Genomic DNA, 23,883 nt, shown 5'->3' with positions numbered 1-23,883 from the left:
AGCGCTCGCACGGGTTAGACGGTGTACTGCTTGAACAATTCTTCCTTGATGATCAGCAGTGCATCTTCGTAGTAGCGTTCGCCACGCGCTTCGCTGAGTAATACCGAGCGCACACTGCCTTCGCCTTCGCTGGGGCAGTGTTCGCAGGTGAGGTAGAACTCGGCCGTGTCGGGCTTGAATTCCAGGTAATAAAACAGTTCGCGGCCTTCACGGTGCCAATAGCCTATTTCTCTGCGCATGGGGTTCTCTGGTCAATGATCTGTGCAACACGCTCCAGCGCCGCTTTAAGGCGCTGCACACTCTGAGCCGCGGTCAGGCTGATGCGTATTGCATCGGTAGGGCTGGATTTAACCGCAAATACATCGGCTGACACCACATCGATGCCTGCCGCTCGGCAGGCCTCAGCCAGCGGTACTTCGCCCTGGGGCACGGTCAGCCAGATATGCGGTGACGCAATCTGCGTCTGGTACATCACCGGCCCCAACAGTTTTTTTGCCAGTCGCCAGCGTCGGGTGACCTCTTCGGTTTGCCATGCGGCACGCTGGCGGGCGGTGCCATCACTGATCCATTGGTTGGCAATCGCCAGGCACACCGGCGAAACGCCCCAGTGAGCCGATTGTGCATGTGGATCAATACGCGCCAGTAATGCCGGGCTCGCCGCAATCCAGCCCAAACGCAGGCCCGCCGCCACGGTCTTGGACAGGCTGCTGACCAGCACCCCGAGGTCTGGCAGGTGCTGGCACAGCGGCGGGCTGTCAGTGAGCGCGCCATAGACATCGTCCTCGACAACCCAGATGCCATGGCGCCGCGCGATGTGTGCAAGCGCCTGTTTGCGCTCAGCCCCCATCACCGCCGAGGTCGGGTTTTGCAGGGTGGGCGTCAGCACAGCAATGCGTGCACCGGTGGCGCGGATCATGCGGTCGAAATCTTCCGGCACGATGCCCTCCCGGTCCATGACCACGCCATGCATCGGCAAGCGCAATTGAGCACAGGCGGCCTTGATCCCCGGTGCCGTGAATGCTTCAACCAGGACCGGCTCGCCCGCCTGGCACAGCGAGAGCAATACGGTGAACAAACCTTGCTGCGCGCCGGTGCAGGGCATGATGTTGTCGGCGCTAAGATGCAGCCCGCGGGCCTTGAGCCAGTCGGCACCCAGTGCGCGAGCCTGGAGCAGATCCGCCGCACTCAGATAACGCTGCAAACGAATCGCCTGATGGGTTTCAAGCAGCCAGGTCAGCGCCTGGGCATCGCTTTGGCTGGTGTGATCAATGGCCGGAACGTTGGTGCGCAGGTCCGTCAGCGCGGCGTGCTCATCAACCTGCTGCAAGCGGAACAGGGTTGCCTCCTGACTGCCTGCCAGCACATAGGTGCCGCGCCCCACTTCACCCGAGACCAAATGCCTGCGTGCTGCTTCGCGATAAGCCTGCATGGTGGTGCTGGGGTTCCAGCCCAATGCCCAGGCCAGTCGCCGCTGCGGCGGCAAACGCTCACCGGGTTTTAGCTCGCCACTGCTGATGGCACGGGCAATCGCCTCTACCAGCGCCAGATAGCGCGGTTGTGGCGAGTCGTTCAAGGCGGGAATCCACATTTATTGTTGGCCATGCAATATAAGGTTCGGCCCATACAATGCGACGCGCCTAGAATCGAGTCAAATCCCCCTGATGACGGTGTGCCATGTTTGACCTGAAAGCGCTTCGCCTCGCCGCAACCACTGTGTACCAAAGCCTGTCCCCGACCCCGCAACTGGCCTGGCCTCTGCTGGCTGATCAGTTGGGCTGCACGGTGTGGGTCAAACATGAAAACCATAACCCGACCGGTGCGTTTAAAGTGCGCGGCGGCATGCTGTATGTGCAAGGGTTGTTGACGCGCGAACCGCAGACCAATGGGCTGGTGACCGCCACCCGTGGCAACCACGGCCAAAGCCTGGCGCTGGCGGCGCGGCGTCATGGGCTGGCCATCAGCATCGTGGTGCCTGAAGGCAACTCCCTGGAAAAAAACGCCGCCATGCGCGCCTTGGGCGCCACCGTCATTGAACACGGCAAAGACTTCGATGAAGCGCGCAGCCATGCCGCCAAGCTCGCCGCCGACCATCAGTTGCACTTGGTACCCGCGTTTCATCCGGACCTGATTCGCGGGGTAGCCACCTACGCGCTTGAGTTGCTGGAAGCCGTGCCCGACCTGCACACGGTGTATGTACCCATCGGCATGGGCTCGGGGATTTGCGGACTGATTCAGGCCCGCGACCTGCTGGGCTTGAACACTGAGATTGTCGGCGTGGTGTCCGAGCACGCCGACGCCTTTGCCCAAAGTGTCGAGCAAGGTCGCGTGGTCTGTACGGACACCGCTCATACCTTCGCTGATGGCCTGGCCTGCCGCCAGCCGCTGCCCGAAGCGCTGGAGATCATTGCCAAAGGAGCCGCGCGGGTCATTCGGGTATCAGACCGCGAGATCGCACACGCCATACGTCTGTACCACGAGACCACCCACAACACCGCTGAAGGCGCTGGCGCAGCGGCATTGGCCGGGCTGATCAAGGAACAGTCGCAGCAACAAGGTCGGCGGGTGGCGGTAATTCTGAGCGGCGCCAATATCGATCGCCGCCTGTACGCGTCGATCCTCGATGAAGACATGAGCCCACTGTCCGCCTGAACCCCCTCCTGAATCCTGAAGCGATCTTTTCAACACCAAAAGATCGCACTGCTCAGAGCCGTGTCATCCCCAAGCATCCACAGGGGCGCGGCCATGCCCTTCAATAACCCGCCCTTAAATAAAACTTCATGACTGCGACAATTTGTCTTTATTTGTGACAAAAACAGGCTCAAAATAAAAACTGTACTGTACAGTACCATCCTAAACCTACGCTCGCAGTGCATGTAAAGGCCTTGGCTGCCAGCTTCAGGGACACCGTAATGAAAAACGCTAAACAAGAGGTTCCTGCCTCTAAAGGGAGACACCTGATTCTGGGCGTCTTCGGGATTTTGCTCGGGCTAAGTGGCCTGTTCCTTACCCTCAAGGGTGCGCAGCTGGCCGCACTGGGCGGCTCCTGGTACTACCTGCTGGCCGGTCTCGGCATGCTGATTTCCGGCGTGCTGTATGTCCGCCGAAAACCCGCCGCAACAGCCATTATCGGCATCGTCTTTGTAGCGACAGTCATCTGGGCATTGTGGGAAGTCGGCTTCACTTTCTGGCCGATGGTGCCGCGCCTGGCGCCCTTCCTGGTCATTGGCCTGCTGGCCTCGCTGCTGCACCCATGGCTGACGCAAGGCCGTCATCGCGCAGCCAGTTATGGTGGCGCCGCGGTGTTTGCAGGCGTGTTGGTCGTCGGCGGCAACGCGCTCTTCATCCCGCACGGGGTTATTGAAGGCGAGCCTTCTGCTGTTGCCCAACCCGAAGTGAAAGAGACCGATCACGCTGCTGACTGGAGCCATTACGGCAGCACCCCGGCCGGTACTCGCTTCTCGCCGCAGACACAAATCAACAAGGACAACATCGACAAACTGCAAGTGGCCTGGACCTACCGCACCGGCGAAATAGCTGAAGGCGCGTCGGAATACCAGAACACCCCGATCCAGGTCGGCGACACCCTGTACACCTGCACCCCGACCAGCAAAGTGATTGCGCTGGATGCCGACACCGGCGAGCAGCGCTGGACATTCGATCCAAAACCGCAAAACACCAAAACCTGGAACCGTTGCCGTGGCGTCAGCTATTACGAGCCGGCCAAGGTTGAACACCCGCTGGTCTTCGCCGACCTGAAACCTGCGAAACCGGCGCAAGGCAACAGCTGCGCCAAGCGCATCGTGCAAGTCACCATGGATGCACGCTTGCTGGAAATCGATGCCGAAACCGGCAAACCCTGTGAAGGCTTCGGTGACAACGGCTCGGTCGATCTGACCACCGGCCTGGGCCGAGTCATGGAAAACGTTCCGTACTACGCCTACACCTCGGCACCGACTGTTTCGCGCAACCTGATCATTCTCGGCGGCTGGGTGTTTGATGGCCGCTCGATGGACGAGCCGTCCGGTGTGATCCGTGCATTCAGCGCCGACACCGGTGAACTGGTGTGGGCCTGGGACCTGGGTAACCCGGACATCACCAAACTGCCACCCGCAGGTCAAACCTATACCCGCAGCACGCCAAACATGTGGTCGACGCCTGCGTTCGACGATGAACTGGGCCTGGTGTACCTGCCAACCGGCAACCAGCAACCCGACTTCTGGGGCGGCAAGCGTCCGGAGCTGACCGAGAAATATTCATCGGCCGTAGTGGCGCTGGACATGGCAACCGGTCGCGAGCGCTGGACCTTCCAGACCGTGCACCACGACATTTGGGACTATGACGTCGCAGCACAACCGTCCTTGTACGACGTACCGGACGGCAAAGGCGGCAAAATCCCGGCGCTGATTCAACTGACCAAACGTGGGCAGATCTTCATGCTCGACCGCCGCACCGGCCAGCCGATTGCCGACGTGATCGAAAAGCCCGTGCCACAAGACGTTGCAGCCGGTGACTGGGTGTCCAAGACCCAACCCTATTCAGTGGGTATGCCATCGTTTGGCGCGCAGCCATTGACTGAAAAAGACATGTGGGGCGCCACATTCTTCGATCAGCTGATGTGCCGCATCGACTTCAAGAAGCTCAACTACAACGGTGAATTCACCGCCCCAAGCACCCAGGACACGCTGATTTATCCGGGCTACTACGGCGGCTTCAACTGGGGTAGCGCGGCCATCGACGAAAACAGCGGCTATATGTTCGTCAACGACATCCGCATCCCGCAGGTGGTGAAACTGGTCCCGCGTGAAAACGTCGACCTGTCGCACCTCAAGTCCGGGCACGGCGTGGGCAGCACCTACCCAATGGATGGCACACCGTTTGTCATCGATCACAAAAGCTTCAACTCACCGCTCGGCATTCCTTGCCAAAGCCCGCCGTGGGGCGTGTTTGCAGCTGTCGACCTGAACACCCGCAAGCAAGTCTGGGAACGACCTGCCGGCACGGTGCAAGACGCGGTGATTAACGGCGTGCGGGCCAACTTGCCGATTCCGTTGGGCATGCCAACGCTGGGCGGCGGCGCAACCACCGGTTCAGGCCTGGTGTTTTACGCTGGCACGCAAGACTACTACCTGCGCGCCATGGACATGGCCACCGGCAAGGAAGTCTGGAAGGGCCGTTTGCCAGTGGGCGGTCAAGCCACGCCAATGACCTATCGTTCGCCTAAATCCGGGCGCCAGTATGTGGTGATCGTCGCAGGTGGCGCACGTCAGTCTCCAGATCGCGGGGATTACGTGATAGCGTACGCGCTTCCCGAAAAAGAGTAGTTCCCATGCCACAGTTGCACCGTCTGCCCCCTTCAACCCCAACCCGGAGCGAGGAAAAGCGGCGCAACTTGCTGATAACGGCCAGTGAGCTATTTTTGCAACAGGGCTACGATGGCCTCAGCATGGACGCCATCGTCGCCGCTGCCGGTGGCTCCAAAGCCACGATTTACCGCTACTTCGGCAGCAAGGCCGACTTGCTGGTGGCCGTAGTCGAATACCTTTGTGCAGACTTCATCATTAACCTCAAGCAACTCGACACCTCGGGCGTCGAGCTGGTCAAGGGCTTGGAGTTGATCCTCGAAGAACTGGTGGCCGTGGTCACCAGCCCCCGCCATGTCGACTTCTACCGCCTGGTGGTCAACGGTTCGGCACATGTGCCGCAAGTGGGCCACACCTGGTATGAACATGGGCCCAAAGTCTGGCATCAATTGATCTTCAATCTGCTTGAAGAACAGCGCCATCGTGGCTTGATCGCTGCTGACAGCTCCTTCTGCGAATTGCCGCCCATTCTGTTCGACGCACTGTTTTCACACCTCACCACGCGCACCGTGATGCTGGGGCAAACCTGCACGGCCGAGGCTTTTGAACCCATGATCAACGAACTGACTGCGTTGGTGGTCAGGCGCCTGAAACTACCCTGAAATCGCCTCGGCCAGGCACGCGACAAACCGAGGGCAATATGGCTATGCTCAAGCCCATGAGCCCTCCCGATGCAATTCGTCAGCCTTGCCCTCCCGGCGCCTGCAACTGCGAGCGCGAACAGCTGTTGGCGGCCCCCGAACCGGACTTGCGCATCCTGAAACTCGACCGTCAGGCCGAAAAGATTCTGCTGGCACGTCTGGAGAATATCCAGAGCCTGGGCGACCTTGAACACATGCAGCGCCGCCTGCACGAGCAACTGGGTATCCAACTGAAGATCGAGCCCGGCTTTAATGAAGTGCGAAGCATGCGCGGCATCGGTATCCATATCGCCAAGCAACCCGGGCTGTGCCGAAAAACACGCCAATCAATTCCGGCGGCAATTCGCCGAGCATTGGAAAAACGTCCAGAAATTGCCTACAAATTACTGGATGGTCATGACTTGCTGCGGGACACCTGATACGTCATTTTCAGGGTGGATTGTCCTACAAAACCAGCCAATTCAGATCCAAGCTACTGATTTATCTTGCTTAACTGTGCACAGTAACTTATAAGCGCGTTTTTTAATCACTATTAGAGCCCGCACATGAGTACCGGATTCACCGAGGACGAAATGCGTAAAGCGCTCGGCCTTGATCTGCCTGCAGCCGCTACGCCAGCTACTCCGCCCGCTCCTGCTCCAACTCCCGCAGCTCCCAAAGCCGCAGCACCGGCACCCAAGCCGGCACCCCGCGCACCGGTCAAGCGCCGCGGCCCGATGCTGCGTGTATCGCTGCACGTCAGCAAGGTATTTGACGGCGAAGAAACGCTGTTTGTACACGACTCAAAATTGCTGAGCCGCTTTGATGCCGAACAGGAAGCTAAAAAAGCCCTGGCCAAAGCCGGCTTTAAATACTTTGTTGTCGACTCGATTGTGCAAGTCGACTGAACGGCACACCTCTGATGCAGAGTCGACTCTGGATCAATGCCAAGGAACCCGCCATGCAAAGCCAGCCCCTGAACGCCGCAGACTTCGAGGTCATCGAAGACACTCTGCTCAAATACGGCGATGATCACTCTATTCTTAACGCCAGCGAACTCGATGGCTTCTTCACAGCCTTGGTTTCAAGCCCAACCCACGTGGACATTGGCGAGTGGTTCCCTGCGATCTGGGGCGGTCAAACCCCGAACTGGGAAAGCACTGATGAGGCAAAACAGTTCATCGAACTGAGCGTTCGCCATATCAATACCCTGGCCCGCCAACTGGCAGAAGACAGCCAAGCCTTCGCTCCGCGTTTTGAAGAGACCGAGCACCTGGGTCAAACCGTCACCTTGGCCGAAGAATGGTGCTTCGGTTACGAGCGCGGGGTTGCGGTGGCAAAATGGACGCCTTTGCCAGCCATTCAGGCAGGCTTGCTGCAAGCCATCGCCGAGTGTGCCGAGCAAGACAACTTTGAACTGCCACCCGACCTGGACGTGCCAGCCCACCAGCAACGCGTGGCAGACATTGCCCCGGCAGCCCGTGCGCTGCATGACTACTGGCTGAGCCAGCGCTAACCTCCTGGCAACACACCCCCTGTAGGCGCGAGTTCCTACAGGGAATGCGCATTCCCTCACGCCTCGCAGAACCGACTTATGACCATCCTCACCCACTTCGACACCCCGATCAGCGAGCCGATCAACGCCCAGATTTTGCAGCTCGTGGTCGATCACCTCAGCGATATCAGCGCCATGGAAATCGCGCCGAGCAATCTGCTGTACAGCCTCTATCAATACGCCATCGGTTTTGAAGTGCACCTGTACCTGCAAGCCCTAGACGGCACGAAAGGCATTGCAGTTGAGTTGATGGTCGCGACAGATGATCAAGACCCGCAGAAAGTAACCGGGTTTGTCCTCTATTTGCCGGTCAAGGACGATCCTCAGGCCTGTGGCATTGCGTACATGGCCGAACTCGCCAGCCACCGCCACCTGGGCGTCATGCAAGCCATGCTGCAAGCGGTGACCCGCCGCTACCCGCACACCGAGCTGACCTGTAGCGTCAGTAAAGTCGCCGCGTTTCAAGGCATGGGCTTTCAAGTCATCGGCACCCGTGGTCCGCAAGTCCTGATGAACACCCTTGATCACAGCACAGACGGCCTGATGGGCGTACTGGACGTAGCCTCGGTCTATCAATCGACCGAAGTGCGACAGATCCATACCTACCTGCTGCAACGCAACGGCAAAAAAGCGATGTTCGACGCCGAGAAAAAACGCGACCGCCAGATCGATCAACTGACGGCCAAAGCCAAAGCATTTGTTGCACAGCTTAATGGCTAAAAAAGGCCTGCCACGGCCCGCCTGAAATAACGCATCATGGGCGCATTCCGATCCGAGGGAACGTTATGCGCCGCCACTTCACCTTTACCCGCCTTGCCGGATTAACCCTGAGCCTGATGTTTAGCGCCTCGGCACTGGCCAGCGAAGAGTCGCAACTGGTCGATTCGATCAACACTTACCGCAGCCAGATTCAGCTGTGCGCTGGCCAGGCCTCCCAAGAGCTGCCGCCGCTGGCCTCCGACACCCGACTGGTGTTGCCCGCCAGCAGCTTTGGCGACTTGCAAGAAGCCCTTGGCCGGGCCGCCTACCCGCTGGTCAACGTGCAAGCGATCAACCTGTCCGGCCCACGCGATGCACAGGCAGCCATGAAAGCCGTGCAAGAAAGCTTCTGCAAAGTGGTGCTGGACCCGCAATTTGTCGACATCGGTGTCAGCCACTCCCAGCAGGATTGGCGCATCGTGCTGGCGCGCCCCTTGCTGACCGGCCGCTTGGGCGATGCGCAAGCAGAAGGCCAGAAAGTCCTTGAACTGATCAACAGCGCCCGCACCCAACCGCGTCAATGCGGCGCCCAAGCCTTCGTCCCAACTGGCCCACTGACCTGGAACGCTACCTTGGGCACTGCGGCCGAGACGCACACCCGAGACATGGCCAACAACAATTACTTCGACCACAAGGACCGCACCGGTGGCACACCGGGAGATCGCGCCGAACTGGCTGGGTATATCGCCCAACAGATCGGTGAAAATATCGCGGCAGGTCAAGACACACCACGCAAGGTCGTCGATGGCTGGCTGGCCAGCCCCGGGCACTGCGCCAACATCATGAACCCGGCGTTTCGCGAGCTGGGCGCGGCCTATGCAGTAGACCCTAAAAGTGACGCAGGGATTTACTGGACCGCCCTGTTCGGCAGCCAATAAAAGGGATTTTGGAAGGTATCAAGCGAGGGTAAAACGCGGAGATTTCAAACAGAGCAGCCCCACCCAACACTGTTGGGCGGGGCTGATTTTTTACAGCGCCATGTCAGCCGCTGGGTTGCTTGGCGCAGGCTTGGCCGGCGCAGCAGGTGCTTCTTGTCCAACGGTTGCTGCCGGGATAGCCGGTGGCGGAGTCAGTTGCAGGACATCGGCGGTGTAAGCCCATTCCTGTGCAACGCGCTCAGGCGAGCCGTTCAGCTTGGTGCCGTAGCTCGGCACGATCTGATGCAGCTTGGCTTGCCACTCAGGCGTCGCAACCTTGTCCTTGAACACGGTTTCGAGCACGGACAGCATGATCGGTGCAGCAGTCGATGCACCCGGCGATGCGCCCAGCAGGCCGGCAATGCTGCCGTCTTTCGCAGCAACGATCTCGGTGCCCAGTTTCAGCACGCCGCCCTTCTCTTCGTCACGCTTGATGATCTGCACACGCTGGCCGGCTTGCCACAGACGCCAGTCTTCTTGCTTGGCATCCGGGTAGTATTCTTTCAGCGCGTTGAAACGGTCTTCGTCCGACAGCATCAACTGACCGGCCAGGTATTCAACCAGCGGGTATTGTTCGATACCGACTTTGGTCATTGGCCAGATGTTGTGGGGGGTAGTGCTGGTCAGCAGGTCGAAGTACGAACCTTCTTTCAGGAACTTGGTCGAGAAGGTCGCGAACGGGCCAAACAGGATAACGCGCTTGCCATCCAGCACGCGGGTGTCCAAGTGCGGAACCGACATCGGCGGTGCGCCAACCGACGCTTTACCGTAAGCCTTGGCCAGATGCTGTTCAGCAATGGCAGGATTATCGGTTACCAGGAACGAGCCCCCTACCGGGAAGCCAGCGTATTCCTTGGCTTCAGGAATGCCGGATTTTTGCAGCAAGTGCAGAGCTCCGCCGCCCGCGCCGATGAACACGAACTTGGCGTCCGTTTCGCTTTCTGTGCCGTCTTTGAGGTTTTTGTACACCACACGCCACGAACCGTCTGCGTTGCGCTTGATGTCTTTGACTTCGCTCGACAGCTTCAGGTCGAAGTTAGGCTTGGTTTGCAGGTAAGCCGCAAACTGACGCGTGATTTCGCCGAAGTTTACGTCAGTACCGATAGGCGTCCAGGTGGCCGCGACTTTCTGGTTCGGGTCACGCCCTTCCATCATCAGCGGAACCCACTTCTTGATCTGAACCGGGTCTTCGGAATACTGCATGCCCGCGAACAGAGGGCTCGCCTGCAAGGCTTCGTAGCGCTTCTTCAAGAACTTGATGTTGTCATCGCCCCACACAAAGCTCATGTGCGGTGTGGAGTTGATGAACGAACGCGGGTTCTTCAGAACACCGTTCTTGACCTGCCAGGACCAGAACTGACGCGAAACCTGAAAGGCTTCATTGATTTCAATGGCCTTCGGGATTTCAACGTTGCCGTTCTTGTCTTCCGGGGTGTAGTTCAGCTCAGCCAACGCTGAGTGACCGGTACCCGCGTTGTTCCAGCCATTGGAGCTTTCCAGCGCCACGCCATCAAGACGTTCGATCATCTCCATGGACAGGCCAGGTTCCAACTCGTTGAGCCAGACACCCAGAGTGGCGCTCATGATACCGCCGCCAATCAGCAGTACATCAACGTGCTTTGGCTCGGCAGCGTGCACGGACGTGAGTCCCATGGTCAGCGCCAGGCCCAGTAGCCCTTTGTTCATCTTCTTTAACATGTTGTCGTACCTAAGATAAAACGCCATCTACCCGGCACGCGGTTCATGACAGACCTCGATTCACTGCAAGACAGGCTGCCTGCAATCGAACCCACCATCAGGCCTTGAACGGGTAGATATATAAGGCCTATGCACACTATAGACCTCACTTTTATGTACCTTGGGCGCTGATCTTTTATTGCTTTTGGCTTCAGCTACTTGGGTGACATTTATATTGTGTGCCGGGTGTGGCCGATGACAGATTCGATCTGCCCAGCTCCTTCACACCCGCCACCTTCTCGCGATTCCATTGGTACTGATCCCCTTGCTGCTCCTTCCAGGGAGCCTGCGCGGACATGAAAATCCGGGGTGCCAGCCTTTAAGCCGCGACATTCTACCTCAGGTGGCACTTTGGACGAAAACGCATCTTATGTGCGATGTGAAGCAGATCAACCGTCTCGGCTGCCCAAACGGGCATGCGACGTGACTCACCCGCCACGCAGAGAAAACCCGAAAAACACTCAATGGATCCACTAAACAATCACAGCACAATAACTTGTGTGCGGTAATCGCCTAAAACAGCCAATTTACGACAAACAAGCTCAATGTAAAATTGACGTCTTCGCCACCAATCACGCTTAATGGATCCATAAAAGCAATAACACCTGATCCGGAGATTGGTCATGTATCCAAAAAACACGTGGTACGTTGCGTGCACCCCCGATGAAATCGCCGATAAGCCTCTGGGCCGGCAGATTTGTGGCGAGAAGATCGTTTTTTATCGCGGCCAAGAGAACAGCGTCGCGGCGGTCGAGGATTTTTGCCCCCATCGTGGCGCCCCACTGTCGCTGGGCTATGTCGAGAACGGCAACCTGGTCTGCGGCTATCACGGTCTGGTCATGGGCTGCGACGGCAAGACCGTCGAAATGCCGGGCCAGCGCGTTCGCGGCTTCCCTTGCAATAAAACCTACGCAGTCGTTGAACGTTACGGCTTTATCTGGGTATGGCCCGGTGAACAGGACAAGGCTGACCCTGCGCTGATCCATCACCTGGAGTGGGCCGTGAGCGATAAATGGGCTTATGGCGGCGGGTTGTTTCATATCGGTTGCGATTACCGCCTGATGGTCGACAACCTGATGGACCTGACGCATGAAACCTATGTGCACGCATCCAGCATCGGCCAGAAAGAAATCGATGAGGTCGCACCGACCACCACCGTCGAAGGCAATGAAGTGATCACCGCCCGGCACATGGAAAACATCATGGCGCCGCCGTTCTGGCGCATGGCGCTGCGCGGCAATAACCTGGCCGATGATGTGCCGGTCGACCGCTGGCAGATCTGCCGCTTCTCGCCGCCCAGTCATGTGTTGATCGAAGTCGGGGTTGCCCACGCAGGCAAAGGCGGCTATCACGCGGCCCCCGAATTCAAGGCATCGAGCATCGTGGTCGACTTCATCACCCCCGAAACCGATACCTCAATCTGGTACTTCTGGGGTATGGCGCGCAATTTCAAACCGCAGGATCAAGCGCTCACCGCCACGATTCGCGAAGGCCAGGGCAAGATTTTCAGCGAAGACCTGGAAATGCTCGAACGCCAGCAGCAAAACCTGCTGGATCACCCGCATCGCGCCTTGCTCAAGCTCAATATCGACTCGGGCGGCGTGCAGTCCCGCCGTGTTCTGGAGCGCATCATCGCCAGCGAGCGCGCACCCGAGCCGCAACTGATCGCCACCGCTCAATAACACCCAGGCACGGCAATCGCTGCCGTGCCCGCGCCTTTTTGAACAATAAACACAAGCGTGCCCTACGCCGGCAACGCTGTGAGGATCCAGCATGATTGATGTGGTGGTGGTATCGCGCGCAACCGAAGCGCAAGACATTTGCAGTTATGAATTGGCCAGTGTCGATGACAGCGCCCTGCCCCCGTTCAGCGCCGGGGCGCATATTGATGTTCACTTGCCCGGCGGCCTGATCCGCCAATACTCGCTGTGCAATCACCCGGACGAACGCCATCGCTACCTGATTGGCGTACTCAAGGACCCCGCTTCGCGCGGCGGTTCAGACAGCCTGCACGCACACATCAACACCGGCGATCGCTTGCAGATCAGCGAGCCGCGAAATTTGTTCCCGCTGGTGCATGAAGCTCAGCGCAGTTTGTTGTTTGCGGGCGGGATCGGGATTACTCCGATTCTGTGCATGGCCGAGCGCTTGGCCAATACCCGCGCAGATTTTGAGTTGCACTACTGCGCCCGCTCCAGCGAGCGCGCTGCGTTTGTTGAACGCCTGCGCACGTCAGTGTTTGCGGATCGGGTGTTTTTGCATTTCGACGAACAACCCGAAACCGCCATGAATGCCGCCCAGGTGCTGGCCAACCCGCAAACCGGCGTGCATCTCTATGTGTGCGGTCCGGGGGGCTTTATGCAGCACGTCCTGGACAGTGCCCGCACCCAAGGCTGGGCCGAAGACACGCTGCACCGCGAGTACTTTGCCGCCGCGCCGGTCGACAGCAGCAAGGACGGGAGTTTTTCGGTAAAAGTGGCCAGTACCGGTCAAATCATTGAGATTCCGGCGGATAAAACGGTGGTTCAAGTCCTGGAAGGTCACGGCATCGACATCCCCATGTCGTGCGAACAAGGGGTGTGCGGCACCTGCCTGACCAACGTCCTGGAAGGCGTGCCGGACCATCGCGACATGTTCCTCACCGAAGAGGAACAAGCCTGCAATAACCAGTTCACGCCGTGCTGTTCGCGTTCGAAATCACCCTTGCTGGTGCTGGATATTTAACCGACATGTCAGCCCGGGCGGTGAATCACTTTCATCCGCTCACTGGCCACCGCCGAGCTGAAAATCTCGGCATAGCGCAAGGTGGCATTGGCGTGCTCGCGCATCATGGCTTCAGCGCGAGCACCCTGACCACTGACCAAAGCATCGAACACCGAGTGATGCTGCATGTGTGCGTAATTGAAGCGGCGATACTCGCGAGCCATGTCTTTGCGATCAACCGCCAACGCCGTGACCGACGCAAACGGCAAATGATCGTTGCGCGCCAGCGCATCGGCAATCGCCGGGTTGTGACTGCCGTCGATAATCACCTGATGAAAGCGCATGTTGAGGTCGTGATAAACCTCAAGATCATCCTCAGTGACAAAGCCCTTATCGAATAACTCATCCCCTTGCAGCAAGCACAACTCCAGGGCTGCCCGGCCTTCTGCCGACAGCCCGCGCTCGGCGGTCAGGCGTGCAGCAAGACCTTCGAGCACACCGCGCACCTCCACCGCACCGGCGATGTCATTGGCGCTGACCGAACGCACCTGAAACCCGCGACCGCCAAAACGCACCAGCAAGCCTTCCTGCTCCAGCGTGCGAAACGCCATGCGCACCGGCATCCGCGACACACCGAACAACTCAGCAGTCGGGATTTCCATCAGACGTTCGCCTGCGGCCAACTCGCCCGAGGCAATCATTTTGCGCAGTGCAATCAGCACCAATTGACCGGGTTTGCTCATCCAGACGACTTCCAGAAAACAGGGGGGCGAACATAGTAACGCATGCCATACCCGCAAATCCTCTGTGGGAGTCTGGCTTGCCAGCCAGGCTCCAGCAGGTAATTGCATTGCGCCCGAACCTTACATCGACAGTGGGTAGCTGATCACCACACGCGCCTGGTCAAAGTTGCTGTTGAAGCTGCGACGGTTGGTGGCGTTGTTGACCCGCAGGCGTGGTGGAACATGCCCGGCCAGGCCGGGCAGTGATCGATGGCCTGAATCAGGCCGGAGTGAGTACCGGTTGCGCCGACGCGCTACCCGGTTTAAGCAGCAACAGGCAGCCCGCAGCAATCACAAATACGATGGCGAACACCCCGTACAAGTGCAGCGGTTGCCAGCCAGCATCCAGCAGAAAACCGGCCACGATCGGCGACAGGATGGCGCCAATCCGGCCAATGCCGATGCCCCAACCCACACCCGTGGTGCGAACCGAAGCGTCATACACAACCGGCGACAGCGCATACAACCCGGCCACGCAACCGTTGGAAAACATCCCGATCAACAAGCCCAGGCCAAGTGCGGCCATGACCGAAGAGGCCGAGCCGACAAACAGCACCAGCAAGGCTGCGGTCACCAGCATGAACAACGACAGCACACGGGTCAGCGGCCAGCGCGAAGCCAGACCACCGACCAATGCTGCACCGAAGATTCCGCCCACGCTCAGCAGCACGCCACCGGTAATACCTTGCTGCGCGGAAAGACCGGCAGACACCAGCAACTTGGGCGTCCAACTCATCACAAAGTAGAAACCGAACATCACCAGGAAGAACAGCAACCAGATCAACAGCGTGGTACGGCGCAGTGCCGGGGTCAGCAACTGGGTAAACCCTTTGCCCTCGCCCGCCACGCTCGCCGCCACCGGCGGCATGTGTTTCAAGGTCGGTTGCCCCATGCGTTGGGCCAGGCGATTGATGCGCTGCAAGGCCGTTGCCGGGCGACGAGCCAGTAAAAAGTCCAGCGACTCCGGCAGCCACAGCAGCACCAGCGGAATCACCGCGAAGGTCGCCAGACCGCCAAACAGGAACACCGAACGCCAGCCCCAATGTGACAACAACCACACTGCAATCAAGCCACCCAAGGTCGCGCCCAGGGCATAGCCGGTGGACTGCAAGCTCACCGCCAGCCCGCGCCAGCGCTTACTGGCGTACTCACTGGCAATCACGTTGCTGCTGGCCAGAATGCCGCCGATACCCAAGCCCGTTACCCCGCGCAGCAACGCCAACTGCATGGGAGACTGGCTCAACGACGAAAGCAGCATGCCCGTGCCGGACACCACCAGACACAGCAGGATCAAAGGACGACGACCGATACGATCCGCCCATGGCGCGATAAACAGAGAACCGGCCGCCATGCCGAACAAACCGGCGCTCAGCAACATGCCGATTTGCGCGCCGCTCAACGCCCACTCGGCCGACACGGAAGCGGCCGTGAACGCCATGACCAGCACATCGAAGCCATCAATCATGTTCAGCACGATGCAAATGCCGATGGCAAGCCATTGAAAAGCACTCATCGGGCCGTTATCGACGGTCGTTTTCAGATCGATAGCCATGCGTGCGCCTCCTGCTCGGACATCACCGAAGCGAAAAAAAAGCACAGCACGGCGTAACACATAGACATAAAGCAGGCAGAACCCAGGCGGCTCTGTGCCCTTGAGAAGGCTTTCATGACGAGACCCTTTTTGTAGTTTTTATGGGCAACGTTCAGGAGCGGAACTCCTGCCATCACCAGGCCGCTAGTCAACCCGTTAATGGATCCACAGGCAAGATGAGGGACAGGTAGAAGCGGGCTGCGCCAGTGGAAAAACGGTTGCAATCGACAAATTGAATTAAATTAAATTCATATATATCAATCAGTTATACGAATGCATAATGCCCAATATTACTGTGCGATTATCGATCAACTTCACCTATCTGTAGGAGCGAGCTCGCCTCGCGATCTTTTAAACGATCAAAAGATCGCGAGGCAAGCTCGCTCCTACACAGAAATAGGCCTCTATTGGATCCATTAATCTAAAAATGCCAAACTCGCTCTTGCCGCGTGAATAGCCGCTATCCGGTAGTCCACTTGCGGCAGTTCATAGGCAAAAAAGTACTCCGCCGTTTCCAGCTTGTGCGCCCTCAGCGGGTCACTTTCGGGTAATTGCCGAGACACCCTGGCAGTACGCACCCAAGCAAACGCCAGCAACGCCAGCCCACACAAACGCAGAAAATCCCCGGCGACCCGGTAAGGATATTCCCGGTCCTCATGCGCCTGATCCCGAACCACGCCGCACACCGCTTGCAGCTTGTCGCACAGCGTCTCCAACGGCTCGCCAAAAGAACCACCCTCGGCTTTGGCTTCTTCGCGCACCACGGTCAATAAATCGCCAAAGGCGCGGCCTTCATCACCCAGCACTTTACGCAACAGCAGGTCATTGGCCTGTATCTCGTTAGTGCCCTCGTAGATCATCGCAATACGGCTGTCGCGCAACGTTTGTTCGATGGCGAATTCGGTCACATAGCCGTAGCCGCCAAACACTTGCAACGCGTTGCTGGACAGACGAAAGCCTTGCTCGGTAAAGAACGCCTTGATCACCGGAGTCAGCAGTTCTGCCAGACGCAAGGCTCGCGGATCAGCTTGATCGAGCAGGTGTGCCGTCCAATAGCCGACGGCACGCATGCCTTCGGTATAGGCCCGAAGCTCCAGCAACACGCGGCGCATGGCCGGGTGAAGGTGAATCGGGTCAGCAGCGTCTGCCACCACCCCGAGCGGACGCGTCGGCGCGCGCATTTGCCTGCGTTCCCGGGCATAGCTGTAAGCGTTCTGCCAGGCGGCCTCGGCATGCCCCAGCCCTTGCAGCCCCACGTGCAAACGTGCCGAATTCATCATCACAAACATGGCCGCCAACCCGCGATTGGCTTCGCCCAGCAACCAGCCTTTCGCGTTATCAAACACCAGCGAGCACGTCGCGCTGCCCTTGATGCCCATTTTGTGTTCGATACCGTCGCAACGCACGCCGTTGAATAGGCTGTCCGGCAAGCGCTTGGGCACCAGGAACAATGAAACCCCGCGACTGCCTGCGGGCGCATCGGGCAACCGCGCCAGCACCAGGTGCAGAATGTTTTCGGTCAGGTCGTGCTCGCCACCGGAGATAAACAGCTTGCTGCCATTGAGGCAATAACTGCCATCGGCCTGCGGCTCGGCACGACTGCGCAACAGGCCGACATCGCTGCCCGCCTGCGGCTCGGTGAGGCACATGGTCGGCAATGCCTCACCGCTGACAATCTGCGGCAGGTAGCGCTCCTGAATCCACTGCGGCGCATGATGTTTAAGGCAAAGGTAGGCGCCGTGGGCGATGCCGGTGTACATGGCCCAACCATGGTTGCTGGCATAGAGCATTTCTTGCAGCGCAGCATCGAGCAGTTGCGGCAACCCTTGCCCACCGAACGATTCAGCACAGGCCAGCGCGGGCCAGCCGCCTTCAACATAAGCTCGGTACGCCTCGGCAAAACCTGCCGGAGTGGCCACTTGGCCCGCCTCAAACCGGCACCCCTGGCGATCACCGCTGGCATTGATCGGCGCCAGCACCTGCGCACTGAAGCGCCCCGCTTCTTCCAACACCTGCAACGCCAGCGGCAAATCCAGCCCCTGAAATACGTCGTTACCGGCCCAGGCCGATGGCGCCTCAAGCCAGTGTTCGAAGATAAATTGCATGTCGCGCAGCGGCGCTTGGTATTGCCACATAAAAAAGCCTCAATGGGTCGAAAAATGCGGATTCTCGATCAGCACCGCCATGCCTTGACCGCCACCGACACAGGCCGCCGCGATCCCATAACGCAAGTTGTGTTCACGTAACTGCCGCGCCAAAGTCATCACCAACCGCAACCCGGTCGCGGCCAGCGGGTGCCCCAGCGCAATCGAGCCGCCCCGGCAATTGAGTGCTTGCGTGTCCAGCTCCAGCGCCCGCGCCACAGCCAGCACTTGCGCCCCTTGGGCTTCGTTGATTTCAAACCGGCCAATATCGCTTAGCGTCAGGCCACTGCGTTGCAGCAACAACTGGATCGCCGAAACCGGGCCGATGCCCATCACCTCTGGCGCCACGCCGACCACGGCGCTGGCCAGCAGATGCGCCAGCGCAGGCCGCTTGAGCGATGACGTACGGGCAACCAGCGCGGCCGCAGCACCATCGACCACTGCGCAACTGTTGCCAGCCGTCTGTACGCCCTGCACATGAATCGGCGCCAGCCGTGCCAGCGCCACACCATCGGTGCTGCGAGGGTGACTGTCGCGGCTGACAGATTCACAACGACGCGACAGGCTAATACCTCGCGGTTGATAGCCGTCCAACTCAAACTGTTCCGTGCGCAGCGCAACGATTTCATCCTCAAACCAGCCGCTGGCCTGTGCGTTCAAGGCCTGCTGATGGCTATTGAGGGCAAAGGCATCCACCGCTTCACGGCTCAGGCCATAACGTTTCGCCAGGTTTTCAGCGGTAGCGATCATGTCCAGCCCCGGAGCCGGATCGTAGAGCGCTTCCCAGAGGAAATCCTTGAACTCCACCGCCGCCCCAAGCCGAAAACCACCGCGATGGGTGTACGCGGCAATCGGGTTGCGCGACATGGATTCAGCCCCCACGCACAGCGCCAATTCCACGCCCTCGTTCAGTTGTCGAGCGGCCTGATGCAGCAGTTCAAAACCAGTGGCACAGATTCGTTGCACCGCCAGGGCCGGCACCTGCTGGGGCACCCCGCTGTACAAACCGATATGGCGCGGCAGCATGTAGGCGTCGAAACTGGACTGGGCCATGGAACCGGCCAGTACCGAGTCCACGGTCTGCGCATCCAGCCCGGCCCGCAGCAACACTTCGCGACCGACCTTGATGCCCAGATCAATCGGCGATACATGCGCCAGCTCACCCCCCAGATCCACCCACGGGGTGCGCACCGCCTCGACAATGGCGGCATCGCTGAATGCGCAATACTGCCCTGCCGGTTTCACGACGAGGCTCCGGCACGCAGAATCGACGGCTCCTGGCCGCGATACAACGCCTCCACCTGTGCCGCTCGCCATTGCAACACCGCGCGCTGATTGATCGAGCCTTTGTCAGTGATTTCACCCCGATCAATTGACGCGGGCTCATCTTGCAAAGTGATCCATTCAAGGCGGCTGGCATTGCCGCTGGCCTGACGATTCAGACGTTGCAACCAGTGCGCAAACCAATTGCGAACCGCCTCGCTGGCCAGCACTTGCGCATCACTGGCAGTGGCGGGTAAGCCCGAGAGTTGTCGGCACTCGTACAACCTTGGAAACACCAGCGCACCCAGGCATTCGCGGTCAGGCGCGGCCACGACCAGGTCTTGCACATAGGGCGAGCCTTCCAGCACCGCACGATTGCGCAACGGCCCAACGCTGACAAATACCCCGGAGGACAACTTGAAGTCCTCGGCCAGACGCCCGTCGAACATCAACCCCCACTGCGGGTTGCACGGGTCCGCCAATTTCAGCGCATCGCCGGAACGGTAGAAACCCTCATCATCGAACGCTTCAGCGCTTTGCTCGGGTGCGCGCCAATAGCCAGGCATGATGTGCGGGCCGCGAAAACGCCCTTCCAGCTTGCCGTCCACCGGCACCAGACGCACCTCGCACCCCGGCGCGGGCAGACCGATGTACCCGGCCATCGACAACGGTCCGGTGGTGAACGTGCAAGAAGGCGATGCTTCAGTCATGCCCAACCCGGCCATCATGCGGATACGCTCGCCACAGTGCCGTTCGGCGACCCGGTCCAGCCGGTCCCAAATGCTTTGCGACAGACCCGCCGCTGCGAAGAAAAACAACGACATGCGGGCGAAAAACCGATCGCGCAATTCAGCATCGTTTTCCAGCGCCGTCACCAGTTCTTCCCAGCCCTTGGGCACGGTCAGGTACGCAGTGGGCGACACCTCTTTCAAATTGCGCAGTGTCTCGGCAAAACCCTGCGCCGTGGGCTTGCCGCCGTCCAGGTACAAGGTGCCGCCGTTGTAGAGCACGATGCCGACGTTATGGCTGCCGCCAAACGTGTGGTTCCACGGCAACCAGTCCACCAGCACCGGCGGCTCTTCGCCGAACACCGGAAACGTCTGCAAGAGCATTTGCTGGTTGGCACACAGCATGCGTTGGGTGGTGACGACGGCTTTGGGCAATTTGGTAGAGCCCGACGTGAACAGAAACTTGGTAATGCTGTCCGGGCCGGTGGCCTTGAACGCCCCTTCAGCCTCTGCGCCGCCGGGTTGCTGCAACAGACTGGCAAAACTCACCTGCTGGCGCCCCGGCACTTCACCGCGCACCGTCACCAATGGTGTAGCACCTGGCAACACAGCCTCAATGGCCCGCTGAAAAGGCGCCGCGTCGCTGACAAAGATCAGCCCCGGCTGTAACAGCTCGCAGACATGCCGCAACTTGGCAAAGTCCTGCGACAACAACGAATAGGCGGGAGACACCGGGCAATAAGGAATGCCCGCGTACATCGCGCCCAGGGCAATCTGCAAATGTTCAATATCGTTACCCGACAGAATCGCCAAGGGCCGCTCAGCCGAAAGGCCGTACGCAAGCAGGCTCTGGGCGATGGCGCGCACGGCGTCGAGCATCTGCGCGTAGCTGATCCGACGCCAGTCGCCGCCATTGTCACGGGCAGCAATAAACGTGTGGTCCGGGCGTACATGCGCCCAATGCACCAGACGGTCGAGCAAACGTTCGGGCCGCTCTTGCAACAGCTCCAATGAGCGCATGTGCAAGATGCCGGACGTTTCGCTGATTTCAACCTGAGGCTGGCCGATAGACACCTGACGATAACGCGGCTGGGTCGGCGATTTGGATTCGAAACTCACGTCGTGTTCCTCCTGCAAGGCATGCCCTGCCCGGCCGACACTCAGGCGGCACGGGCAGACATGGCAACCTGTGGCTGCATCCTTATTATTGTTATGCCTTGAATCGCGGCGATCAGATCGGGTAGTGACGCGGCCCGTTCTGCAAGGTGACCCAGCGCAATTGAGTGAAATGCTCAATCGCCGCCTTGCCCCCAAAGCTGCCGTAGCCACTGTTCTTGACCCCACCAAAGGGCATCTGCGCCTCGTCGTGCACAGTCGGCCCATTGATATGGCAAATACCCGATTCGACCCGCTGCGCCAGTGCCAGGGCGCGACTGGTGTCACGACTGAAAATCGCCGCCGACAGGCCGAACTCTGAATCGTTGGCCAGACGCAGTAACGCCTCATCGCCAGTGTCGCGCAACACCACGGCCACCGGGCCGAAGGATTCTTCGCGGTACAAACGCATCTCTGACGTGACGTTATCGAGCAGGGTTGGCTGCATGATGCTGCCTTCAACCTGCCCACCGGCAACCAGCCGTGCCCCCTTGCTCACCGCGTCCTCAATCAGTGCCTTGATCCGTTGCCCGGCGTTGCTGTCCACCAGCGAACCCAGCACTGAATCGGCAGAATCGGGGTTACCCGCAGGCAAGGTCGCGATCTTGCTCGCCAACTTATCGACAAATGCATCGGCTATTTGGTGATCGACAATCAGGCGCTCGGTGGACATGCAAATCTGCCCCTGATTGAAATAAGCACCGAACGCCGCCGCTTCGACTGCCGCGTCAAGGTCGGCGTCATCCAGCACCAGGAACGGCGCCTTGCCGCCCAGTTCCAGGAGTGCTGGCTTGAGGTGGCGTGCCGACAGCTCGGCAACGATGCGCCCCACATGGGTCGAGCCGGTGAAATTGACCCGACGCACAGCCGGGTTGGCAATCAGCCGCTCGACAATCGCCGGGGCATCGGCCGGGGCATTGCTGATGACGTTGACCACGCCATCGCCCAAGCCCGCATCGTGCAGCACTTGACCGATCAGCCGATGCACGGCCGGGCTCAATTCCGACGCCTTGAGCACCACGGTGTTGCCACACGCCAGCGGCATGGCAATCGCACGGGTGGCGAGAATGACCGGCGCGTTCCACGGGGCAATGCCCAACACCACGCCACAGGGTTGGCGCAGCGCCATGGCAAAGCTGCCGGGCACATCCGAAGGAATCACTTCGCCGTTAATCTGCGTGGTCATGGACGCGGCTTCGCGCAGCATGCCGGACGCCAGTTTGACGTTGAAGCCATACCAGTTGGCCATGGCGCCGGTTTCACCGGCGGCGGCAATGAATTCGGCGCTGCGGGCCTGCAACAGATCGGCGGCCGCCAATAACCGCGTGCGCCGTTCATTGGGCGCCAGCGCGGCCCACACCGGGAACGCCGCCTGAGCAGCCGCCACGGCGGCGTCGGCATCTTCCAGCGTCGCGGCGGCAACGCGCGACACCCCCTCACCGGTCACCGGGTTGCAGCGTTCGAACGTTCGACCATCACGGGCCGGGCACGACAGGCCGCCGATCAACAGGGGCACGTCCAACATGGTGATTCCTCTTTATTGTCTTTATCGGGAATGCTGATTGCTGCTGCACATCATGGTGTAGGAGCGAGCTTGCCTCGCGATCTTTTGATCCTTTAAAAAGATCGCCCCCACAGCAGAGTTATCGCTTGTAAGCCTGCAAACCGGGCTTGATGCTCTTGTCATCCAAAAACTGCTTCATGCCCTGCTCGCGCCCGCCTTCGGTGTCCAGCAAGCGAGACTGATCGAGTTTGGCGTACAGGTAGTCCTCGTTCTGCTCCCAGGTCAATTCGCGGCAGCGCTTGAAGCCATGCTTGGCAGCGCGCAACACCACCGGGTTTTTCTCCAGCAGATTGCGCGCCAGCTCCACGGTCACTTCACGCAATTGCGCCAATGGCACGCTTTCGTTGACCAGGCCCATCTCGGCCGCTTTCTGCCCGCCGAACGTCTTGCCGGTCATGATGTAGTACAGCGACTGGCGATGCCCCACCGTATCAGCCATGGCTTTGCTCACCAGATTGCCCGGTGGAATGCCCCAGTTGATTTCCGACAGACCAAAGGTCGCCTCATCGGCGCAAATCGCCAGGTCGCAGGCCACCAGCGGGCTGAAACCACCACCGAAGCACCAGCCGTTGACCATCGCGATGGTCGGCTTGGCGTACATGCGCAGCAATTTCCATTGCCATTGCGAGGCTTCGCGGCGGATTTTCTCTTGAAGAATCTCCGGGCCGGCATCCACTTCACGGAAGTACTCTTTCAAGTCCATGCCCGCCGTCCAGGCCTCACCGGCACCGGTCAACACCAGCACGCCTGCGTCTGAGTCCTGCTCCAGCGTTTCCAGAACGTCGATCATTTCGCGGTTCAGGGTGGGGCTCATGGCATTGCGTTTTTCCGGACGATTCAAAATCACCCAAGCGATGCTGTCTTCGATTTCGACTTTGACGGTTGTCCAGCGGCCTTCGTATTTGCTCATAGCGATTGCTCTCTTGTTGTTCGCTTGAAGATGACTGAAAACTAACCGGCAAATATAGTTATGTCAATTAACTATTAATCAAATTAACCAAATCC

At 59.4% G+C, this 23,883-nt stretch carries 20 protein-coding genes and 1 pseudogene; 10 read left to right on the top strand and 11 right to left on the bottom strand.

Annotated elements, in window-relative coordinates; translation table 11 throughout:
* Positions 1-14: 14 nt before the first annotated feature.
* Complete coding sequence (locus RHM56_RS10350) at positions 15-239, bottom strand: hypothetical protein (protein WP_322241072.1); 225 nt, start codon at positions 237-239, stop codon at positions 15-17.
* Positions 224-1,588: a PLP-dependent aminotransferase family protein gene (locus RHM56_RS10345; RefSeq protein ID WP_322241071.1), complete on the bottom strand. Its 1,365-nt coding sequence runs from the start codon at positions 1,586-1,588 to the stop codon at positions 224-226. The genes RHM56_RS10350 and RHM56_RS10345 overlap by 16 nt, the downstream gene beginning before the upstream one ends.
* A gap of 86 nt (positions 1,589-1,674) precedes the next feature.
* On the opposite strand from RHM56_RS10345, the gene RHM56_RS10340 reads away from it, so the two are divergent.
* The 8 genes from RHM56_RS10340 (at position 1,675) to RHM56_RS10305 (ending at position 9,172) form a co-directional block, all read left to right on the top strand.
* Positions 1,675-2,649 (top strand): threonine dehydratase, encoded by a 975-nt coding sequence (locus tag RHM56_RS10340; protein ID WP_322241070.1) that lies wholly within the window; start codon positions 1,675-1,677, stop codon positions 2,647-2,649.
* A 260-nt stretch (positions 2,650-2,909) separates the two neighbouring features.
* Positions 2,910-5,321 carry a membrane-bound PQQ-dependent dehydrogenase, glucose/quinate/shikimate family gene (locus tag RHM56_RS10335; protein WP_322241069.1) on the top strand — a complete coding sequence of 804 codons (2,412 nt, stop codon included), beginning with the start codon at positions 2,910-2,912 and terminating at the stop codon, positions 5,319-5,321.
* 5 nt (positions 5,322-5,326) lie between these two features.
* Positions 5,327-5,962: a TetR/AcrR family transcriptional regulator gene (locus RHM56_RS10330; RefSeq protein ID WP_322241068.1), complete on the top strand. Its 636-nt coding sequence runs from the start codon at positions 5,327-5,329 to the stop codon at positions 5,960-5,962.
* A 56-nt stretch (positions 5,963-6,018) separates the two neighbouring features.
* Entirely contained in the window at positions 6,019-6,420 is a 402-nt protein-coding gene (locus RHM56_RS10325) for a hypothetical protein (protein ID WP_322241744.1), read from the top strand.
* Positions 6,421-6,546: 126 nt separating this feature from the next.
* Positions 6,547-6,888: a hypothetical protein gene (locus RHM56_RS10320; protein ID WP_322241067.1), complete on the top strand. Its 342-nt coding sequence runs from the start codon at positions 6,547-6,549 to the stop codon at positions 6,886-6,888.
* Positions 6,889-6,941: 53 nt separating this feature from the next.
* The gene (locus tag RHM56_RS10315; protein ID WP_322241066.1) at positions 6,942-7,496 is read left to right on the top strand and encodes a UPF0149 family protein; all 555 of its coding nucleotides are present in this window, start codon (positions 6,942-6,944) and stop codon (positions 7,494-7,496) included.
* A 78-nt stretch (positions 7,497-7,574) separates the two neighbouring features.
* A complete protein-coding gene (locus tag RHM56_RS10310) occupies positions 7,575-8,255 on the top strand; it encodes a GNAT family N-acetyltransferase (RefSeq protein WP_322241065.1) in 681 nt (226 codons plus the stop codon).
* A 65-nt stretch (positions 8,256-8,320) separates the two neighbouring features.
* Positions 8,321-9,172, top strand: coding sequence for a CAP domain-containing protein (locus RHM56_RS10305; protein ID WP_322241064.1), 852 nt, complete (start codon positions 8,321-8,323; stop codon positions 9,170-9,172).
* A gap of 90 nt (positions 9,173-9,262) precedes the next feature.
* Here RHM56_RS10305 and mqo read toward each other — a convergent pair whose 3' ends face one another.
* Entirely contained in the window at positions 9,263-10,909 is a 1,647-nt protein-coding gene (mqo, locus tag RHM56_RS10300; RefSeq protein ID WP_322241063.1) for a malate dehydrogenase (quinone), read from the bottom strand.
* A gap of 662 nt (positions 10,910-11,571) precedes the next feature.
* Between mqo and RHM56_RS10295 the strand changes: the two genes are divergently transcribed.
* Together RHM56_RS10295 and RHM56_RS10290 are read left to right on the top strand one after the other, a co-directional pair.
* Complete coding sequence (locus tag RHM56_RS10295) at positions 11,572-12,630, top strand: aromatic ring-hydroxylating dioxygenase subunit alpha (RefSeq protein ID WP_322241062.1); 1,059 nt, start codon at positions 11,572-11,574, stop codon at positions 12,628-12,630.
* 91 nt (positions 12,631-12,721) lie between these two features.
* Complete coding sequence (locus RHM56_RS10290) at positions 12,722-13,672, top strand: PDR/VanB family oxidoreductase (RefSeq protein WP_322241061.1); 951 nt, start codon at positions 12,722-12,724, stop codon at positions 13,670-13,672.
* An 8-nt stretch (positions 13,673-13,680) separates the two neighbouring features.
* Here the strand turns inward: RHM56_RS10290 and RHM56_RS10285 are convergent, their stop codons facing one another.
* From RHM56_RS10285 to RHM56_RS10255, 8 genes and pseudogenes are all read right to left on the bottom strand, one after another.
* Positions 13,681-14,394: a GntR family transcriptional regulator gene (locus RHM56_RS10285; protein WP_322241060.1), complete on the bottom strand. Its 714-nt coding sequence runs from the start codon at positions 14,392-14,394 to the stop codon at positions 13,681-13,683.
* Between the two features lie 120 nt (positions 14,395-14,514).
* Positions 14,515-14,604: pseudogene (locus tag RHM56_RS25950) on the bottom strand (hypothetical protein); the annotation flags it as partial.
* A gap of 49 nt (positions 14,605-14,653) precedes the next feature.
* Positions 14,654-15,985: an MFS transporter gene (locus RHM56_RS10280; RefSeq protein WP_322241059.1), complete on the bottom strand. Its 1,332-nt coding sequence runs from the start codon at positions 15,983-15,985 to the stop codon at positions 14,654-14,656.
* A gap of 455 nt (positions 15,986-16,440) precedes the next feature.
* Complete coding sequence (locus RHM56_RS10275; protein WP_322241058.1) at positions 16,441-18,159, bottom strand: acyl-CoA dehydrogenase; 1,719 nt, start codon at positions 18,157-18,159, stop codon at positions 16,441-16,443.
* A gap of 9 nt (positions 18,160-18,168) precedes the next feature.
* Positions 18,169-19,413, bottom strand: a complete 1,245-nt coding sequence (locus RHM56_RS10270; RefSeq protein ID WP_322241057.1) for a thiolase family protein — start codon at positions 19,411-19,413, stop codon at positions 18,169-18,171.
* Positions 19,410-21,278, bottom strand: a complete 1,869-nt coding sequence (locus RHM56_RS10265; protein ID WP_322241056.1) for a feruloyl-CoA synthase — start codon at positions 21,276-21,278, stop codon at positions 19,410-19,412. Before RHM56_RS10265 ends, RHM56_RS10270 begins: the two co-directional genes overlap by 4 nt.
* Positions 21,279-21,390: 112 nt before the next feature.
* A complete protein-coding gene (locus RHM56_RS10260) occupies positions 21,391-22,839 on the bottom strand; it encodes an aldehyde dehydrogenase (protein WP_322241055.1) in 1,449 nt (482 codons plus the stop codon).
* A gap of 118 nt (positions 22,840-22,957) precedes the next feature.
* Positions 22,958-23,788, bottom strand: coding sequence for a p-hydroxycinnamoyl CoA hydratase/lyase (locus tag RHM56_RS10255; RefSeq protein ID WP_322241054.1), 831 nt, complete (start codon positions 23,786-23,788; stop codon positions 22,958-22,960).
* Positions 23,789-23,883 lie beyond the last annotated feature (95 nt).

The organism is Pseudomonas sp. CCC3.1 (genome assembly GCF_034347405.1).
In the GTDB taxonomy this organism is placed as follows: domain Bacteria; phylum Pseudomonadota; class Gammaproteobacteria; order Pseudomonadales; family Pseudomonadaceae; genus Aquipseudomonas.
This window is presented reverse-complemented; position numbering and strand designations above follow the sequence as displayed.

Excerpts from the sequence above, each read along its gene's own strand:
- RHM56_RS10350 (WP_322241072.1), bottom strand. The coding sequence starts at position 239 with ATGCGCAGAGAAATAGGCTATTGGCACCGTGAAGGCCGCGAACTGTTT.
- RHM56_RS10345 (WP_322241071.1), bottom strand. The coding sequence starts at position 1,588 with ATGTGGATTCCCGCCTTGAACGACTCGCCACAACCGCGCTATCTGGCG.
- RHM56_RS10340 (WP_322241070.1), top strand. The coding sequence starts at position 1,675 with ATGTTTGACCTGAAAGCGCTTCGCCTCGCCGCAACCACTGTGTACCAA.
- RHM56_RS10335 (WP_322241069.1), top strand. The coding sequence starts at position 2,910 with ATGAAAAACGCTAAACAAGAGGTTCCTGCCTCTAAAGGGAGACACCTG.
- RHM56_RS10330 (WP_322241068.1), top strand. The coding sequence starts at position 5,327 with ATGCCACAGTTGCACCGTCTGCCCCCTTCAACCCCAACCCGGAGCGAG.
- RHM56_RS10325 (WP_322241744.1), top strand. The coding sequence starts at position 6,019 with ATGAGCCCTCCCGATGCAATTCGTCAGCCTTGCCCTCCCGGCGCCTGC.
- RHM56_RS10320 (WP_322241067.1), top strand. The coding sequence starts at position 6,547 with ATGAGTACCGGATTCACCGAGGACGAAATGCGTAAAGCGCTCGGCCTT.
- RHM56_RS10315 (WP_322241066.1), top strand. The coding sequence starts at position 6,942 with ATGCAAAGCCAGCCCCTGAACGCCGCAGACTTCGAGGTCATCGAAGAC.
- RHM56_RS10310 (WP_322241065.1), top strand. The coding sequence starts at position 7,575 with ATGACCATCCTCACCCACTTCGACACCCCGATCAGCGAGCCGATCAAC.
- RHM56_RS10305 (WP_322241064.1), top strand. The coding sequence starts at position 8,321 with ATGCGCCGCCACTTCACCTTTACCCGCCTTGCCGGATTAACCCTGAGC.
- mqo (WP_322241063.1), bottom strand. The coding sequence starts at position 10,909 with ATGTTAAAGAAGATGAACAAAGGGCTACTGGGCCTGGCGCTGACCATG.
- RHM56_RS10295 (WP_322241062.1), top strand. The coding sequence starts at position 11,572 with ATGTATCCAAAAAACACGTGGTACGTTGCGTGCACCCCCGATGAAATC.
- RHM56_RS10290 (WP_322241061.1), top strand. The coding sequence starts at position 12,722 with ATGATTGATGTGGTGGTGGTATCGCGCGCAACCGAAGCGCAAGACATT.
- RHM56_RS10285 (WP_322241060.1), bottom strand. The coding sequence starts at position 14,394 with ATGAGCAAACCCGGTCAATTGGTGCTGATTGCACTGCGCAAAATGATT.
- RHM56_RS10280 (WP_322241059.1), bottom strand. The coding sequence starts at position 15,985 with ATGGCTATCGATCTGAAAACGACCGTCGATAACGGCCCGATGAGTGCT.
- RHM56_RS10275 (WP_322241058.1), bottom strand. The coding sequence starts at position 18,159 with ATGTGGCAATACCAAGCGCCGCTGCGCGACATGCAATTTATCTTCGAA.
- RHM56_RS10260 (WP_322241055.1), bottom strand. The coding sequence starts at position 22,839 with ATGTTGGACGTGCCCCTGTTGATCGGCGGCCTGTCGTGCCCGGCCCGT.
- RHM56_RS10255 (WP_322241054.1), bottom strand. The coding sequence starts at position 23,788 with ATGAGCAAATACGAAGGCCGCTGGACAACCGTCAAAGTCGAAATCGAA.